General features: G+C 42.8%; 15 protein-coding genes. 10 read left to right on the top strand and 5 right to left on the bottom strand.

Features of this window, described 5'->3' with window-relative positions:
• Nucleotides 1-2 precede the first annotated feature (2 nt).
• Both H1R16_RS08475 and H1R16_RS08470 read right to left on the bottom strand, forming a co-directional pair.
• Nucleotides 3-953, bottom strand: a complete 951-nt coding sequence (locus H1R16_RS08475) for an MlaD family protein (RefSeq protein WP_181887011.1) — start codon at nucleotides 951-953, stop codon at nucleotides 3-5.
• Between the two features lie 110 nt (nucleotides 954-1,063).
• Complete coding sequence (locus tag H1R16_RS08470; RefSeq protein WP_181887012.1) at nucleotides 1,064-3,211, bottom strand: SurA N-terminal domain-containing protein; 2,148 nt, start codon at nucleotides 3,209-3,211, stop codon at nucleotides 1,064-1,066.
• Between the two features lie 274 nt (nucleotides 3,212-3,485).
• Here H1R16_RS08470 and lon point away from each other — a divergent pair, with 274 nt between their 5' ends.
• The 9 genes from lon (at nucleotide 3,486) to H1R16_RS08425 (ending at nucleotide 14,165) form a co-directional block, all read left to right on the top strand.
• The gene (gene lon, locus H1R16_RS08465) at nucleotides 3,486-5,873 is read left to right on the top strand and encodes an endopeptidase La (RefSeq protein WP_181887371.1); all 2,388 of its coding nucleotides are present in this window, start codon (nucleotides 3,486-3,488) and stop codon (nucleotides 5,871-5,873) included.
• Between the two features lie 429 nt (nucleotides 5,874-6,302).
• The gene (locus H1R16_RS08460; RefSeq protein ID WP_181887013.1) at nucleotides 6,303-7,058 is read left to right on the top strand and encodes a DUF4349 domain-containing protein; all 756 of its coding nucleotides are present in this window, start codon (nucleotides 6,303-6,305) and stop codon (nucleotides 7,056-7,058) included.
• A gap of 143 nt (nucleotides 7,059-7,201) precedes the next feature.
• Entirely contained in the window at nucleotides 7,202-8,842 is a 1,641-nt protein-coding gene (gene pgi, locus H1R16_RS08455) for a glucose-6-phosphate isomerase (RefSeq protein WP_181887014.1), read from the top strand.
• Nucleotides 8,843-9,017: 175 nt separating this feature from the next.
• The gene (gene folD, locus H1R16_RS08450) at nucleotides 9,018-9,893 is read left to right on the top strand and encodes a bifunctional methylenetetrahydrofolate dehydrogenase/methenyltetrahydrofolate cyclohydrolase FolD (protein WP_181887015.1); all 876 of its coding nucleotides are present in this window, start codon (nucleotides 9,018-9,020) and stop codon (nucleotides 9,891-9,893) included.
• Nucleotides 9,894-9,901: 8 nt separating this feature from the next.
• Complete coding sequence (locus H1R16_RS08445) at nucleotides 9,902-10,531, top strand: 7-carboxy-7-deazaguanine synthase QueE (RefSeq protein WP_181887016.1); 630 nt, start codon at nucleotides 9,902-9,904, stop codon at nucleotides 10,529-10,531.
• A 42-nt stretch (nucleotides 10,532-10,573) separates the two neighbouring features.
• On the top strand, nucleotides 10,574-11,950 hold the full coding sequence (locus H1R16_RS08440; RefSeq protein ID WP_181887017.1) for an exopolysaccharide biosynthesis polyprenyl glycosylphosphotransferase: 1,377 nt from the start codon (nucleotides 10,574-10,576) through the stop codon (nucleotides 11,948-11,950).
• Between the two features lie 40 nt (nucleotides 11,951-11,990).
• Nucleotides 11,991-12,743 (top strand): MlaE family ABC transporter permease, encoded by a 753-nt coding sequence (locus H1R16_RS08435; protein ID WP_181887018.1) that lies wholly within the window; start codon nucleotides 11,991-11,993, stop codon nucleotides 12,741-12,743.
• On the top strand, nucleotides 12,743-13,555 hold the full coding sequence (locus tag H1R16_RS08430; RefSeq protein WP_181887019.1) for an ABC transporter ATP-binding protein: 813 nt from the start codon (nucleotides 12,743-12,745) through the stop codon (nucleotides 13,553-13,555). The genes H1R16_RS08435 and H1R16_RS08430 overlap by 1 nt, the downstream gene beginning before the upstream one ends.
• On the top strand, nucleotides 13,545-14,165 hold the full coding sequence (locus H1R16_RS08425) for an outer membrane beta-barrel protein (protein ID WP_181887020.1): 621 nt from the start codon (nucleotides 13,545-13,547) through the stop codon (nucleotides 14,163-14,165). Before H1R16_RS08430 ends, H1R16_RS08425 begins: the two co-directional genes overlap by 11 nt.
• Before the next feature lie 18 nt (nucleotides 14,166-14,183).
• Here the strand turns inward: H1R16_RS08425 and H1R16_RS08420 are convergent, their stop codons facing one another.
• Nucleotides 14,184-14,519: a hypothetical protein gene (locus tag H1R16_RS08420; RefSeq protein WP_181887021.1), complete on the bottom strand. Its 336-nt coding sequence runs from the start codon at nucleotides 14,517-14,519 to the stop codon at nucleotides 14,184-14,186.
• A 73-nt stretch (nucleotides 14,520-14,592) separates the two neighbouring features.
• Nucleotides 14,593-15,399 (bottom strand): M48 family metallopeptidase, encoded by an 807-nt coding sequence (locus tag H1R16_RS08415; RefSeq protein ID WP_181887022.1) that lies wholly within the window; start codon nucleotides 15,397-15,399, stop codon nucleotides 14,593-14,595.
• Nucleotides 15,400-15,506: 107 nt separating this feature from the next.
• On the opposite strand from H1R16_RS08415, the gene H1R16_RS08410 reads away from it, so the two are divergent.
• On the top strand, nucleotides 15,507-16,034 hold the full coding sequence (locus tag H1R16_RS08410; RefSeq protein ID WP_181887023.1) for a DUF4251 domain-containing protein: 528 nt from the start codon (nucleotides 15,507-15,509) through the stop codon (nucleotides 16,032-16,034).
• Here H1R16_RS08410 and meaB read toward each other — a convergent pair.
• Complete coding sequence (meaB, locus tag H1R16_RS08405; protein ID WP_181887024.1) at nucleotides 16,024-17,013, bottom strand: methylmalonyl Co-A mutase-associated GTPase MeaB; 990 nt, start codon at nucleotides 17,011-17,013, stop codon at nucleotides 16,024-16,026. The two genes, H1R16_RS08410 and meaB, sit on opposite strands and share 11 nt — an antisense overlap.
• Nucleotides 17,014-17,046: the final 33 nt, after the last annotated feature.

Below are 17,046 nucleotides of genomic sequence, written 5' to 3'. Positions count from 1 at the left end.
TTTTAGTCTTTGGTATTCTTGCCGAATACGGAAAAATTCAGGTATCGCTTCGGGTTTGCTTTCAGGTCTTCAATTAAGGCATTCAGGTTATTTGAAGCGGAGTTCAGATTATTGTACAGCTCCTCGTCCTTCATTACCTTACCTAAGGATCCCTCGCCTCTGTCGATTCCGGAGATTACATTATTCAGTTTGCTTACAGTAGCATCCAGATTAGCAACTGTTGCATTCAGTTTCTGGGTATCGATACTCTCTGCGAGTCTGCCGTATTTGTCCACCGCAGTGTTGGCGGACATCATTGTTACATTGGCATTGTCCAGCACACGCTGAAGTTTCGGGTCGTTATTGGCAACCAGGGAATTTGCCTGACGGCTTGTATTTTCAAATGATGCCACGGTCCGGTTCAGACTGATGAGCAAAGCACGGATTTCCGCACGGTTTCTGTCATCCAACACCTGATTTGCACTGTAGGCCAGTGAATCTACTTTTTTAAGTACACTTTCCAACTGATCTTTTACCGGACCCACCTGCTCGCCAAGATTGTTTATTAAGGACGGCTTATAGTTTCCTACAAGGGTATCTCCGTCCTTAGCCGTTGGGCCTTTGTAGGCAAGGTTAATTCTCATTTCCTTAGCAGACATGATTCCGGGTTCAAAAACCTCGACAACAGACTCCTTTGAAAATTTAAAATCATTGTCCACCGCAAAGGATATTACGAAATACACCCTTCCGTTCTTATCCGTAACCGGTATAATGGTGTTTACCTGCCCCACTTTAAGCCCATTAATGGAAACCTTGCTGGCGGGCTCAATACCTTCCACGTTATTATATTTTGCGTAGAAAATATTATCGGTGGTAAAGAGGCTTTTGCCTTTCATAAACTGAAAAATCAGCACAAAGCCGACAATGGAAAGCACAGCAATAAGCCCTGCTTTTATCTCTTTTGAAAATTTCATCTAAATTGGTATAACTTAAGTCTAGCAAAGATAGGATTTTTTCTCCATCTCTAATTTGAAAATACAAGGCCAAAAAAAGCGGCCATTCCGGCCGCTTCATTACTATTTATTTATTGGGTTACCCCTTTGTCCCACACTTCAATTCTGTAATCCTTGATGTCGGCATTATCCTGCAGACTCTTGATGAATGACTGTCCGAAGAAACTTGCATTCTGCTGAGTCATGGATTCAGTCATCTGCTTGACGTCGCCAGGCTGCTTGTTCAATGTCTCAGACTTTTTAAGTACCACATAAACACCGGTCATACCTTCTACCGGATTGCTTACTTTTCCTTTCGCAACTCCAAAGGCAGCACCCGCCACGCGTGGCTCCATGGAACCTCCAACGGAAGGATTAAGAAGATTAACCTGAGTAGTCTGTTTTGCGGTACCAAACAGTTTGGCAACCTGATCCAGACTTCCTGCTTTGGCAGCATTCATTTTCTCAATGATCTTTTTAGCGGCCAACTGATTTTTTACGATGGGCTCTATCTGTTCCCTTACGGATTCCGGATCTGCAAGACCCTTCTCCTGCTTGCCGTTCAGTATCGCAACTACACGGTCACCTGTACCGTCTACCACAAAGAATTCAGTATCACCTTTCTCTCTTTTTTTATCAAAAGCCCAGGCAATGATTTCTGCATCTTCAGGTGTCCCCAGTCCGGAAATCTGACCTTCAAATCTTTTTACCATTTTAGGGTTACTGAACAGAAAATTACCTTTTTTAGCAATATTTGCAAAATCATTAAATGATTTACCCTGGACCTGCTGAATGAAACGTCTGGCATTTTTATCTACCGTATTTTCTGTTTGCTCAGACGGCGTTACGGCTTTTACAATATTGGCCAGCTTATAGGTCATGGAACCTGATTTCTTGTCTTCAATATTGATGATGTGATATCCGAAACTGGATTCCTGCACCCCTGTAGCCCCTTTTGGATTGCTCATCAGGAAGTTCAGGTATGCCGGATCAAATGGTGAAGCAGGAGTTACCCAACCTACGCTGCCGTTTCTTTCAACAGCTCCCGGCTCGTCAGAGATCTTTAATCCTTCAGCAAATGCTGCAGAGTTTCCTTGGATAACTGCATAAAGACTGTCTGCTGTCTTTTTAGCCTGCTCTTTGGTACGTGTTGCTGTAGATCTTTGTGCGCCCTCATATGCGATCAGGATATGCTTTGAAAGCACTGAGTCAGAAGGCTTGCGGTCTAACATTTTGGACAGTACATATACATTCTGTTCTTTGTAAGGACCTGTAATCTGTCCCGGTGCTGCACCCTTCACCCATTCCCTGATGGATGGCGGCAGTTCGTTTTCACCAAGATATCTGTTATCAAAAGGCATATCCGAGTTCAGCATTACGAACATGGAATCACTTGCAGTATTCTGGAAGTTTTCTACAACGCCTCCGTTTGTATTTCCACCGGTTAGAAGTCCTGTTATTTCCTTCAGTTTGGCAGCATCATCCTGTGCGCTGGCCTGAGCCGGGAAATAAACCACACCAAGATTTACACTGGCATCGGTTTTATAGGTGTTTGGATATTTTTTAATATAAGCAGCAATATCTTCGGTGGTTACTTTTATGGGATTCTTCTGAAGGAAGGACGAATAATCAACTTTAACATAATCAATATCGGCAAGATTGTCGCGTTGTCTCATGATCTCTTCCACCTCTTTCTTACCAATCGTAATACCGGAATTGATATTCGAGAACAGCTCGCGTGCCATCATGCGGTACTCAATGGATTTCCGCATCTTTTTCCACTGGTTCAAAGACTGAACATCTCCACCGCTTTCAAGTGATTCTACCTGCTTCTTTATTTCCTGCAGACGAAAATTTCCCTTTTCATCGAAATTTTGTTGATTTTGAGCAAACATCGGATCGAACTGAAGCTGGCTCCAGAAGTAATCATCGGTCATTTCCAGACCCATTTTCTCAAACTGCTGCTGTACAAGTTTGCTCTGAACCATCATCTGCCAGGCCTGCTCTTCCAGACCGGTAGCTGGCTGACCCTGCTGCTGTGCCTGTTGCTGCAGGACAAAGAGCTGATCAGAATACTCCTCTCTTGTAATTTCATCTCCGTTTACCTTTCCCAAAATGTTTGGATCCTTGCCAAAGAGCTTATCAAACGTATCCGGATTAACCAGAAACGCAAGAAGCGCCAGGGCAATAATCCCCATTAATAAAATCGGTCGTTTTCTAATTTCGCCTAAAATTGCCATTATATTGTAATCTATATTTTATCAGTCAGCGAAAATACACATTTTTAAGAAACAAGAGAAATATAGCATCATTTTTATGGGAGAAGTACAATCCGGCGTGCCTGAAGGAAATTTTGTCCGCATTCTTTTATGAAAATTTCATTGGCACAGGAATTGGGAACCTGCCTGTATAAATTGCCTGCTTATATTTATAGCTCCTGTTGCTATGATTATTCAGAATGGGCTACTAACCGAAATGACAGATTGTCATGGTGTAAAAGAGAGACAACAGAGAATGGATTTTGATGATATTTTAGATGATGGTTTCAGCCTAGTAGCTGAAGAGATAAACCTGAAGGATTTTGAGGAGACGGAAAGCAATACCAGCCAGACGCTTTTCCCTATTTTGCCGGTCCGGAATATGGTAATGTTCCCAAAAGTAATTGTTCCAATTACCGCCGGCCGCAAAAATTCAATAAAACTGCTTGAAGAAGCACAACAAAGTGGTGAGTTCATAGGCATTATAAGCCAGAAAAATGCAACAGTAGATAACCCTGAAGCACATGACCTCTATCAAATAGGTACTTATGCCAAAATTTTAAAGATTATTAAGTTGCCCGAAGGGAATGTTACGGCTATAACAAAAGGATATGGCAGGTTTAAAACAAAACAGTTTGTAGAAAACCAACCGTATTACAAAGCCGAAATTACAAAATTGAAAGACAGTGCGGCCAGAAATAAAGAGGAATTTGAAGCTCTGATTGAAAACATTAAGGATCTTGCGGAAAAAATAATTGCTTTGGACCCCGGCATCCCCAATGCTGCAAACTTCGCCATTAAAAACATTCAGGGTCTGGATGAACTCCTGAATTTCATCTGTGCGAATGCCAATTTCAATGCCAGCAAGAAACAAAGCCTGCTGGAGGAAAAAAACCTGCTGAAGAGGGCTCAGACCTGCTATGAGATGATGCATGACGATTTCAGAATCCTGGAACTTCGTAACCAAATCCATCAGAAAACATCTAAAGACCTGGATAAACAGCAGCGCGACTATTTCCTAAATCAACAGATGAAGACCATTCAGGAAGAGTTAGGCGGAGGGCCCGAATCCGACGTGGAGGAACTTCTGCTCAAGGTCAAGAATGTAAAATGGAGCGAGGACGTCGAGAATCACTTCCAAAAAGAACTGAACAGGCTCCAGCGCCAAAACCCCAGTTCGCCCGACTATAACGTGCAGCGCAACTACCTGGATTTCTTTACAGATCTTCCATGGGACACTTACACTAAGGATGTTTTTGACATCAATAAAGCCGAAAAAATTCTGGACAAAGCCCATTTTGGACTGGACGACATTAAGAAGAGAATCCTGGAGCATATGGCAGTTCTTAAACTGAAGAACAACATGAAATCGCCCATCCTCTGTCTTGTAGGTCCTCCGGGTGTAGGCAAAACATCGCTTGGTAAGTCTGTAGCGGATGCATTGGGCCGGAAATATGTAAGATTATCACTGGGGGGCCTGCACGATGAATCTGAAATCCGCGGACACCGTAAAACCTACATTGGTGCCATGGCAGGTCGTGTACTTCAATCTATAAAGAAATCAGGCACATCCAATCCCGTAATTGTACTGGATGAAATCGATAAAATCGGCCAGGGAATTCACGGTGATCCCAGTTCGGCACTGCTGGAGGTACTGGATCCGGAACAGAACAATTCTTTCTATGATAATTTCCTGGAATTAGGATACGACCTTTCGAGAGTGATGTTCATTGCAACAGCAAATTCACTTTCTACAGTTCAGCGTCCGCTTTTGGACCGTATGGAAATCATTGAGATTGCAGGATATACTCTGGAAGAGAAAGTTGAGATTGCCAAAAGGCATTTAATAAAGAAACAGCAGGAAGAAAACGGACTTACCGCAAAGTCTTTTAAACTGGGTAATGCCGAACTGAAGCATATTATAGATGCTCATACTTCGGAAAGCGGTGTTCGCGGATTGGAAAAACAGATTGCCGCTGTTGCACGCTGGGTTGCACTGCAAACTGCTATGGAAAAAGAGTATGAACCTAAGATATCCATCGCAAAAGTGGATGAAATCCTGGGTGTACCGCGGCCAAAAAGCCTTTCAGAAATTTCAGATGTACCCGGTGTTGTTACTGGTCTGGCGTGGACCCAGGTAGGTGGCGATATTCTCTTCATCGAAAGTATTTTAAGTGAAGGAAAGGGAAACCTTACGATGACCGGAAACCTTGGGAATGTAATGAAGGAATCTGCAACCATTGCCCTGGAATATATTAAAGCGAAGCATGACTACCTGGGTATCTCTTCGGACGATCTGCAGAAAAAAAACATACATGTACACGTTCCGGAAGGTGCTACACCTAAGGACGGACCGTCTGCCGGGATCGCTATGCTCACTTCAATCGTTTCCAGCTTTAAGAACAAAAAGGTAAAACCTCATCTTGCCATGACAGGTGAGATTACCCTCCGCGGCAAGGTGCTGCCTGTGGGCGGAATTAAAGAGAAATTACTGGCCGCAACCCGTGCGGGTATCACCCACATAATTTTGTGCGAGGCCAACAGAAAGGATGTAGAGGAGATCAAGAAAGATTATCTGAGAAATATTACGGTCAGTTACGTAAACCGGATGAGTGAGGTAGTTGAACTTGCCCTGGAAAAGTAACCGAATTTATTTACGTTGAAAAGCTCTTCATAATTGAAGAGTTTTTTTTGTTTAAAACCACAACGGTTTGACTCTCAGTAACCTGTTTTCTGCATTTTCATCATGATTTTTAAATAAGGTTTTGTAGAAACTTCCTGAAACCAATTTTACAAACCCTTGATTTACAACCCTCTGTAAACACACATTGTTTTACGCAAAGTATAAAAGTGTTTTACAAAGATTCATAAGTATTCAAAAGCAATTTTGAATTAACAAATCAACAAAAAGACAGCTTATGAAAACTTTGAAATCAAAAATTGTTTTAGGCAGTATGTTTCTGCTTATGGTAGCCGCATGTAATAGAGTGAATATACCGGCAGTGCCGATGAAGCCCAGGACGGACTGGCCAGTCCCTTCCCGGTAACCGACAGCATCAGCACAGCCGCAACAATGCAGGTAGAAGGAAAAAGATTCATTAAAACCGCGGAAGTGGATATGGAAGTGAAAGATGTTTACGAAGCAACCGTAGCAATTGAAAAGTCCTTGCAGGAAATGGGTGGATTTGTGACCACAAGCCGACTCAATTCCCGTGTCATCTCCGAAGAAACCTTTAACACCAGTGATGAAAATGCGGTAATGCTGCGAAAATTCCAGACTGAAAACAATATGCAGGTTCGGGTCCCTACCGAAAAACTCGGTGTTCTGCTACAGTTCATCAATGACCGCAAAATATTTTTGAACTCCAGGGTCATTCTTGCGGAAGATGTAACTGCTAATATTGAACTGGCAAAGCTGGAGGCAGACAGAATTAAAAGCACTGCCAATAACATCAGCCAAATACAGGCTAACAAAGACAAAGTGAAACTTGGAGACCAGAATATGGCTGAGGGCAACTATCAGAAGGTTTCCAATATGCAGATGAGCGACAGACTTAAATACAGTACAGTAGATATTTTTCTGAAAGAACCCAATGTACGTGTGGCAGAAATCGCGGTTACAAATCTGCGCAATATGGACAATAAGTACAAATCCAATTTCCTGTATGAAAGTACGAATGCCTTTGTTGAAGGCTTTTACCTAACCCAAAAACTGATTGTTGGCTTGGTGACACTTTGGCCATTACTACTGGTGGGTGCTCTGATAATCTATCTCCTGCGGAGGAGGAAAATAAATCTGCACGTGAAACCGCAGCTTTCTGACAAGTAGTTGTACAGTAAGATAAAATGTACAGAGGAATTTATTAACCTTCGGCATGTGTGCCGGAGGTTTTTCTGTGGCTTTTCTCCATCCATACAATTTTCCGTAAATTAGCACTTTAAAACCCGACCGGGTGACCAAAAACCTCACGTATGCTGCCCAAGATTAATCCTACCCAAACCAATGCCTGGACGGCCCTTAGCGAACATTTCGCCAAGAATGATTTTGAGCTGCGGACACTCTTCAATTATAACTCCGAAAGGTTCAGACAATTTTCCGTCCTGAGAGAAAACTATCTCTTTGATTTTTCCAAAAATCTCATAGACGACAGGACTTTTCAACTATTGCAAAATTTAGCCGAAGAATGCGGACTGAAGACCGCTGTTCAGAATATGTTTGCCGGCGATATCATTAACGAAACAGAAGGTCGGGCGGTATTGCATACGGCGCTTAGGGATTTTTCAGAGGAAGAAATCAGGGTAGATGGTGTAAATATAAAACCTGCCATAAAAAAGGTTCTGAACCAGATGAAGTCCTTTTCTGAGGAGGTAATTTCGGGCAGGCATAAAGGATTTTCCGGAAAAGAGATCACCGATGTTGTGAATATAGGGATCGGCGGCTCAGATTTGGGACCCGCAATGGTGTGCAGGGCACTGAAGCACTACCGAACCAAATTAAATGTTCATTTCGTTTCCAATGTAGACGGCAATCATATTGCTGAAACAGTTAAGGAACTGGATCCAGAGACTACCCTTTTCATAATAGCCTCCAAGACTTTTACAACCCAGGAGACCATGACAAATGCAGAATCTGCAAAAACCTGGTTCCTGCGCAAAGGCACTCAAAATGATGTGGCAAAACATTTTGTGGCACTTTCCACAAACACTGAAGCTGTAAAGGAATTCGGCATAGCCGAAGAGAATATATTTAAGTTCTGGGACTGGGTAGGCGGCCGTTATTCCCTGTGGAGCGCTATTGGTCTGAGTATAGTGCTGGCCGTGGGCTATGAAAATTTTGAACTGCTGCTGAAAGGTGCAAATGAGACTGACATTCATTTCCGGACAGCTGAGTTTCAGGAAAACGTACCTGTTATCATGGCACTTTTGGGAATCTGGTACAGAAATTTTCATCACGCTTCAACCTATGCAATACTTCCCTATTCACAGTATCTCGACCGTTTCCCAGCTTATCTTCAGCAGGGTGACATGGAGAGCAACGGTAAATGTACGGACCGCAACGGTCATTTCGTTCAGTATGAAACCGGACCTGTAATTTGGGGCGAGCCAGGCACCAACGGTCAACATGCTTTTTATCAACTCATCCATCAGGGAACTGAGTTTATTCCGGCAGATTTTATCGCGTTTGTGAAGTCCTGCAATGATGTTTCCGATCATCAGGAAAAACTTCTCGCCAATTTCTTTGCCCAAACAGAAGCGCTGGCGTTTGGAAAAACACCCATCGAAGTGCAGGACGAACTAAGGAAGGCAGGCAAGTCCGAAGAAGAAATAAGAAAAATTCAGAATCATAAAGTATTCCACGGCAATACACCAAGCAGCTCTCTTTTATTCAGGGAACTCACGCCATTTTCACTTGGACAGCTCATCGCACTTTATGAGCATAAAATTTTTGTACAGGGCATTATCTGGAATATTTTCAGTTTCGACCAGTTTGGGGTGGAGCTCGGAAAAACCTTAGCGGGAAGGATACTTCCTGAACTTGAGGACAAAGAAGAGGTTAGTTCCCATGACAGTTCAACCAATGGCCTAATTAACTACTATAAAAATCAGAAATAACAGGCCGGACTTACTGTGCAAACACCAAAATATAACTTTAATTTTGCATCAGTATAAAATAGAGGTAATTAAAGCAAGAATTTCAGGGAAAAAAAGGGCTTTGGTATAGTTGTTAAGACTGAGGGGGCCTGGTTATGATTTTGAAGATACATTAAATAATAAAAGTAAAATAAATATGGCGCAGATTCTGGATGGACTTAAGATCTCCAAAGACATTAAACAGGAAATTAAAAGTGAAGTAGACGAGATTGTTTCTTCCGGACAGAGACCTCCACACTTAGCAGCGATACTAGTAGGCGAAAACGGTGCCAGCAAAGCCTATGTAAGCAGCAAGGTGAAGGACTGTAAGGAAGTGGGATTCAAATCCTCACTCCTGAAGTTTAATGACACCATAACTGAAACTGAGTTGCTGAGCGAAATTGAAAAACTGAATGCGGACAGTGATATTGACGGTTTTATAGTCCAACTACCTATTCCAAAGGGAATGGATGAAGAAAAAGTGATTGAGGCGATAAGCCCTGAAAAAGATGTAGACGGTTTTCACCCGGAGAACTTCGGCAGAATGGCTCTTGAAATGGAAGCTTACCTGCCTGCTACACCTTATGGCATCATGACTTTGCTGGAAAGATATAATATTCCCACCCAGGGGAAGCACTGTGTGGTTATAGGACGCAGCCGAATTGTCGGAAGACCGATGAGCATCCTTATGAGTACAAAAGGTAACCCCGGCAATGCTACGGTAACCGTGGTACACAGTCACACTCAGAATATTGAAGAATATACTAAAAGCGCAGATATTGTAATTGTAGCCCTGGGAGCTCCTAAGTACCTGAAAGGCGATATGATTAAAGATGGCGCCGTGATTATTGATGTAGGTATATCCCGTGTTGAAGATGAGGGACCCAAAGGTTACCACCTGGAAGGTGATGTAGACTTTGACAGTTGTGTCGAAAAAGCATCCTGGATCACCCCTGTACCGGGAGGCGTAGGTCCGATGACCCGCGCCATGCTGATGAAAAACACACTGCTGGCCTACAAAAGGAAATTTTAGAAAATTAAATGACGACAGATCAGGAAATAGTATTGAAAGAAGGAAAAATGCTTCCGGTAATGGAACATTTTTACACCATTCAGGGCGAAGGTGCCCACACGGGAACCGCAGCCTATTTTATACGGCTTGGCGGTTGCGATGTGGGCTGCCATTGGTGTGATGTAAAGGAAAGCTGGGACCCCACACTACATCCACTGATGGATGTGAACCAAGTCGCGGAAACGGCAGCGAGCCATTGTAAAACCGTTGTCCTTACCGGAGGCGAACCTCTGATGTGGAATCTGGAACTCCTGACACTCCGTTTAAAGGAGTTGGGTTGTACCATTCATATTGAAACGTCCGGTGCATATTCACGCAGCGGTATCCTGGACTGGATTACCTTGTCACCTAAAAAAACGGGCTTGCCCCAGGCCGAAATTTACGGGATGGCGCACGAACTTAAGGTAATTGTCTTTAACCGCCATGACCTTAAATTTGCAGAAGAACAGGCGGCCAAAGTTGGTCCTAACTGTAAGCTGTATCTGCAGAGCGAATGGAGCAAAAGAGATGAGATTTACCCGCTTATAACAGATTTCATCCTTCAGAATCCACGCTGGCAAGCCTCAGTGCAGACTCATAAATACCTCAACATTCCCTGAGTAACCGTAAATTTACTTACTTTTAGGATCTGATTTGAGTTCATGCAACAACTTCGGTTTTCACGGTATTTTAAAGGATTCATTATTCTGCTCGATATACTGATTATCGCAGCAGTTTTTGTATTTTTCTTTATCCGACGAAATATTGACCTTAAGATAAAGGATATAGACTGGGAGCAGAACTCAATGTCTATCCTGCTGCTTACCCTTTTCTGGATACTGCTGAGTGGGCGAACGCGACTGTATGATATCCCCAGGAACCTTACCTATACGCTGTATCTTGAAAGGATAGTAACACATATTCTTATCTTTCTGTTCGGGATTATCCTGCTTGGAAAAGTGAGCAATAACATTTTTCTGAAAAGCGAACGTTTCGATTTGGCAATCAGCATATTCATCATCTTTTTCCTGCTAAAGTCTGCAATTTTCTTCCTGCTGAAGTCCATACGCAGTATGGGTATTAACATCCGGAATATAATGTTTCTGGGCGCGAAGAGTGATGCACTGCAAATTCTTGAAGAGGTGTTGCGCACCCGTAATGATTATGGTCTAATCATCTATGATTACCCGGATGGACCTGTAAAAACTGAAGAGCTTGTGGAATTCTGGCGTCAGAACGGAATCTACACACTGTATATGCCGGCTGATAATGCAGGTATATCAACCGAAGTACGAAGTGAAATTTTCCGCCAGGCGGAACTCTGCAAGGTTCGCATTGCACTTATTCCGGAAGTTGACCACAGTAATTTCTTCAATTATGAACTAAATTATATAGAAACACAGCCTGTACTTACACAAGCTAAATTCCCGCTGCAATATTTCACCAATTTCTTCCTGAAACGCGTTTGGGATCTTCTGTTTTCACTTATAATCCTTGTCACGGTCTGTTCATGGTTATTTCCTTTTATAGCACTGCTTATTAAGCTGGACAGCAAAGGACCGGTTTTCTTCAGGCAAAAGCGATATGGCCTGCATGACCGGGTTTTTCACTGCATAAAATTCCGCACGATGGTGGTTAATGGGGAATCTACTACCAGAACTACACAGAAGAACGATGACCGGATAACTGCAGTGGGAAAATTCCTCCGGTTTACGAGTATTGATGAAATGCCTCAGTTCATTAATGTCCTTCTGGGACATATGTCCGTCGTGGGGCCGCGGCCCCATATGCTGCTGGTGGATGACTACTATAAAACCCGTATCGGCCGGTACGCCATCCGGAGTATGGTAAAGCCGGGGATTACAGGTCTGGCACAGGTAAACGGGTTGCGGGGCGATTATGGCGATATGAGTATTGAAATGAAAAAACGCATTCTTGCTGACACCTTTTACGTAAAAAACTGGAGCATGGTCCTGGATTTGGTCATCATCTTAAAAACTGTATTTCTGGTGATTGGGGGAGACAAAAAAGCAGGCTGATCCGGCGAAATTTTTATTTTAAAAACATTAATTTAGCAGAATGATTAAAAAGTTCCTAACCGCCTTCGGAGAATATTTTCTGCTGCTTGGAAAAGCCATAAGAACACCACAGAAAATGTCGGTTTTCATTAAACTTTTTTTCAGGGAAATAAATGATCTGGGTGTAAATTCATTTGGATTGGTAGTCTTCACTTCCGTCTTTGTAGGAGCCGTTACCGCCATCCAGATGTTCAATAATTTCAGTTCCTCATCTATACCGATCCCTACACCATTTATTGGATATGCAACTAAAGCGGTTCTCGTACTGGAATTTTCACCCACTATCATCAGCCTCATTCTTGCCGGTAAGGTGGGTTCTTATATCGCTTCCAGTATTGGTACGATGAGGGTTACAGAACAGATAGATGCATTGGATATTATGGGTGTAAACTCACCCAACTTTCTGATTTTGCCAAAGATACTGGCCTGCGTCATCTACAATCCGCTGCTTATAGGCTTAAGTATGGCGGTAGGTATTATGGGAGGGTTCGCAGCTGGCGAACTTACTGGCAACTGGACCATTTCGGATTTTACAACGGGGGTGCAAATGTATATGCCAATGCTGTTTTATTATTACGCATTTATTAAAACGATCGTTTTCGCCTTTATTATTGCCAGTGTTCCCTCTTTTTTTGGATATAACGTAAGCGGTGGCTCGCTGGAAGTAGGACGGTCCAGCACGCAGGCTGTAGTTTGGACCATGGTTTTCATCATTATTTCAGAATTAATATTAACACAGATTATTTTAGGGTAATGATAGAAATTAAAGACCTCCGTAAAAAATTTGACGAAACTGAAGTCCTTAAAGGTATATCCACAACCTTTGAGACCGGCAAGGTAAATCTCATTATCGGGCAAAGTGGCTCCGGCAAGACTGTCTTTCTGAAATCGCTGCTCAATGTTTACGAACCTACGAGTGGTGGGATACTTTTTGACGGTCGCGATATTACACAAATGAAACGTGAGGAAAAGCAGATCCTGCGCGCCGAAATCGGCACTGTATTTCAGGGTAGTGCACTGTTTGACTCCATGACCGTGGAGGAAAACATTATGTTTCCGCTGGATATGTTTACCAACCTGACATTCAGGGAGAAGAAAAGACGGGTTTTTGATGTAATGGGAAGGGTACACCTGGATAAGGCGGGCAGAAAGTTTCCGGCAGAAATATCGGGCGGAATGCAGAAAAGAGTGGCCATTGCACGTGCCATTGTAAACAACCCGAAATACCTTTTCTGTGACGAACCTAATTCCGGTCTGGATCCGTACACTGCGAATGTTATTGATGATCTTTTGGTTGATATTACAAAGGAATACAAAACTACAACGATCATAAATACTCACGATATGAACTCGGTAATGACAATTGGCGAAAAAATTGTTTACCTGCGTCTGGGTATTAAGGAATGGGAAGGCAATAAGGATAATGTAATTACTGCACGCAATAAAAATCTTATTGACTTCGTTTATTCCTCAGAACTGTTTAAAGAACTCCGGGAATATTTCCTGACGAACGACAAAACATCCATTGAAAATATTGTAACTAATCCTAAGACTGATGAAAATTAAACTATTAGCCACTGCGCTCGTCTTCACTTCTGTATGTGCATCCGCTCAGGTGGCGGTTGCTGTTAAAGCTCACGGTCTTTTTCCGGCGGGAAAACCAACCTGGGAAAGTGTAAAGGCAGGTGCCGAGGAGGCTTTTGAAGCTGAAGGTAAAACCAATGTAGGCTTTAACGCAGGTCTTTCCGTGAAGGTTAATCTGGTAAGCGGCCTATTTGTAATGCCTGAACTTTACTACACTACATTTACAAATGAACTTACCGAGCCAATCACTGACTCAAAGATTGAAGCAAAAAGTAACCGTGCAGACCTACCTGTGCTGTTAGGTTATAATGTATGGGGGGAGACAGTAGGGATTTATGCAGGTCCGGTAGCCAGCCACAACCTAAGCTCAGAAAACCAGTACAATGACTTTAAGGAAAACGCTGAAAATAACTTTACAGTAGGGTATCAACTCGGTGCTCAGGTTAAAATAAGGAGTATTATTATTTCCGGAAGATATGAAGGTTCTTTCTCCAAAGACCAGCGGGAGTTCATAAACAATAATACGGATGCTGTAATCCGCTATGATAACCGACCCAGTATGCTGATGGCTGGCTTGGGTTACCAATTCTAAGAAAACAAATACGCAGGACTAATAAAAGTTCTGCGTATTTTCTTTATCGCGGTTTAAAGGTTGGGTGGCTGTGGTATTCTGATTTACAGCATTCGCAGCGGCAATCTTCTCAAGTTCAGCTTTTTCTTTCAGAAGTTGTTTGTACTCACGTCTTTTCTGCTCCTCTTTTAACGCAGAACCTTTGCTTACATAGCCCACAACACCACCTATTATAAGACCAATCCCGATTCCCGCAAGTATGCCCATTAGACTTATTGGTTCAAAGAGTTTAACCATTGAAAATTCCGGTAGCATGTAGTACAGTAAAAAGGCTAAAGCTAGGAGGATAATACCCACCAGGGTTAAATTTTTCATATCGCTATATTTAAAAAACCTTCCCAAATTTATAAAATATTGAGAAGGTCTGTAAGTTACTGTTTGTTATTTATTATTTCCCGCCCGCTGCTCTGTAATAAGTCAGAGCTTTATCCATATACGAATTTAATGCGGCCTGACGGTTTTCCGGCCCCGGGTGAGTGGAAAGGAACTCCGGCGGACGCTGTGCTCCGGTTGAGGCAGATTCCATACGCTGCCAGAATGGTATTGCCTGTCTTGGATCGTATCCTGCCATACCCATAAGGTATAGGCCCATCTGATCTGCTTCCAGTTCCTGTTTACGCCCGTAAGCCATAAGACCTACCTGTGCACCAATTGGATAAACCTGCTCAAAAATAGCACCCCATTGGCCGCCCGATACCTGCGAACCAATAACCGCCCCACCAAGTTGGGCAACCATAGCCTGTGAAATTCTTTCGTTACCGTGTCCGGCTAATGCATGGGAAACTTCATGGCCCATTACAACTGCCAGCCCTGTATCATTTTGTGTAACCGGCATAATACCTGTATATACCGCCACTTTACCACCAGGCATACACCAGGCATTAATCTGCTTGTTGTCAATAAGTTTAAACTCCCACTGATAATTGGTCAGGTCGCCTTCGCGTCCTAAGGTTTTATAATAATTGTAAGCCGCATTCTTTATACGTGTTCCCACATTGGCAACACTTTTTGCCTGTGTGGTGCCGCTGATTATTTTAGACTGGGTTATTGTTTTCTGATACTCCTGGGCAGCCATTGACGCAATTTCTGCATCATTTGCTAACTGAAGAGATCTTCTTCCGGTAATTGGATTAGTTGAACATGCAACTGCCGCGAACATCATGGCGCCTATTCCGATTGTGTTTATAAGTTTCATAGTAAATGATATTTGATTTCTACGGTTTTGCAATTATTATTCCAATAAATTTACGGTCTTAGATTTGCTGAATATAAGCTAACAACTTATAAATAAATTCAAAAAAAATGAAAAATATATTTTTAATGATTGTAGGCCTGGGACTGTTCCTGAACTGTTCTTCGCAAAACTACCTGGAGCCGGCAGCTACACAGCAACTTACAAGCGCCGGTGACTTCACCTTCCATGCACAGAAAGCAAATGCAGTAGGGGCGGATATTAATGCGGTTACCAACGCGATTCCGAATTATACGCCAACCCGATTGACTACTCTGGACAGTGGGTACACACTTGTTATAGAGAAGGAAAAACTGACCTGCACATTACCCTATTTCGGAAGGCTGTACAACAGCAATGGTTACGACACTAATAAACAGAGTTTACGGTTTACGTCTGAGGATTTTACAGTCCAGAAATCAACGTCTAAAAAAGGTAATGCAGTATTCATGATCAGGCCAAATGATGTTTCACATATCAGTATGATCAACATTGAAGTTTATAGCAATGGAAAAGCTTTTGTCTCTGTAGATACAACCGACCGCCAGCCAATATCTTATGACGGGTATATCGCTGCAAACGAAACTGTCAGGAAATAGTCTTTTTCAGTATTTCATTTACAAACTTCTTTGCTTCCGAACTGGGATTGCCTTTCAGTTCGGAGGCATTTTTTTTATGCTGAATAAATAAGTTCTCTGCGGAATTTTCTTTTTGAGTCATTATACGGATATATTCCTGTACCCAGAATTCGAAACGGTGGGCTGCCTGTAACATTCTGACTTCCTGGAAGCGGCCACTCTTACGTTTAAGTTCAATAAAGCGTTCTATATTGCTGTACACGTCCTTAAGGCCTTCATGATTTAATGCTGAGCCCAGCACTACCGGCACTTTCCAGTCCTTTTCCTTAGGATGGAGAAAGTGTAGTGCCCGCATCAGTTCGGTTTTTGTCCTTTTGGCAGCGAGTATGTTTTCCGAATCTACTTTGTTGATGAAGATAAGGTCTACCATCTCCATTATTCCGCGCTTTATGCCCTGAAGCTCATCGCCGCCCCCAATGATTTTCAGGAAAAGGAAAACATCAGTTATTTCGGAAACCAAAACTTCGCTCTGGCCCACCCCTACCGTCTCAATCAGTATGCAGTCATAACCTGCAGCCTCACACAGAAGCATCGTCTCGAAAGTAGTATTGGCAATTCCTCCAAGAAATCCTGAACTGGGTGAAGGCCGGATAAAGGCATTTTCTTCCCGGGCGAGTTCTTCCATGCGGGTTTTATCGCCCAGTATAGAACCTTTATTTAATGAAGAACTGGGATCAATGGCCAGGACAGCAACCTTATGTCCTTTTTCTATAGCCAGTTTTCCAAAGCTTTCAATGAATGTAGATTTACCTGCGCCCGGTACGCCGGTGATACCGATTCTGACGGAGTTTCCTGAAAAAGGCATTATTTCCTGAAGTAAAGCTTCGGCCTGTTCCCGGTGTTCGGGCTTCTTGCTCTCTACAAGCGTAATGGCTTTGGCCAGTAAGCGTTTGTTTCCACTTCGAATTCCCTCAATTAAAACCTCATTTGTTATGTCCATACCGAAATAAAAACCAAATTTAATGTTTACCTG

Source organism: Marnyiella aurantia (assembly GCF_014041915.1).
GTDB classification, from domain to species: Bacteria; Bacteroidota; Bacteroidia; order Flavobacteriales; family Weeksellaceae; genus Marnyiella; species Marnyiella aurantia.
This window is presented reverse-complemented; position numbering and strand designations above follow the sequence as displayed.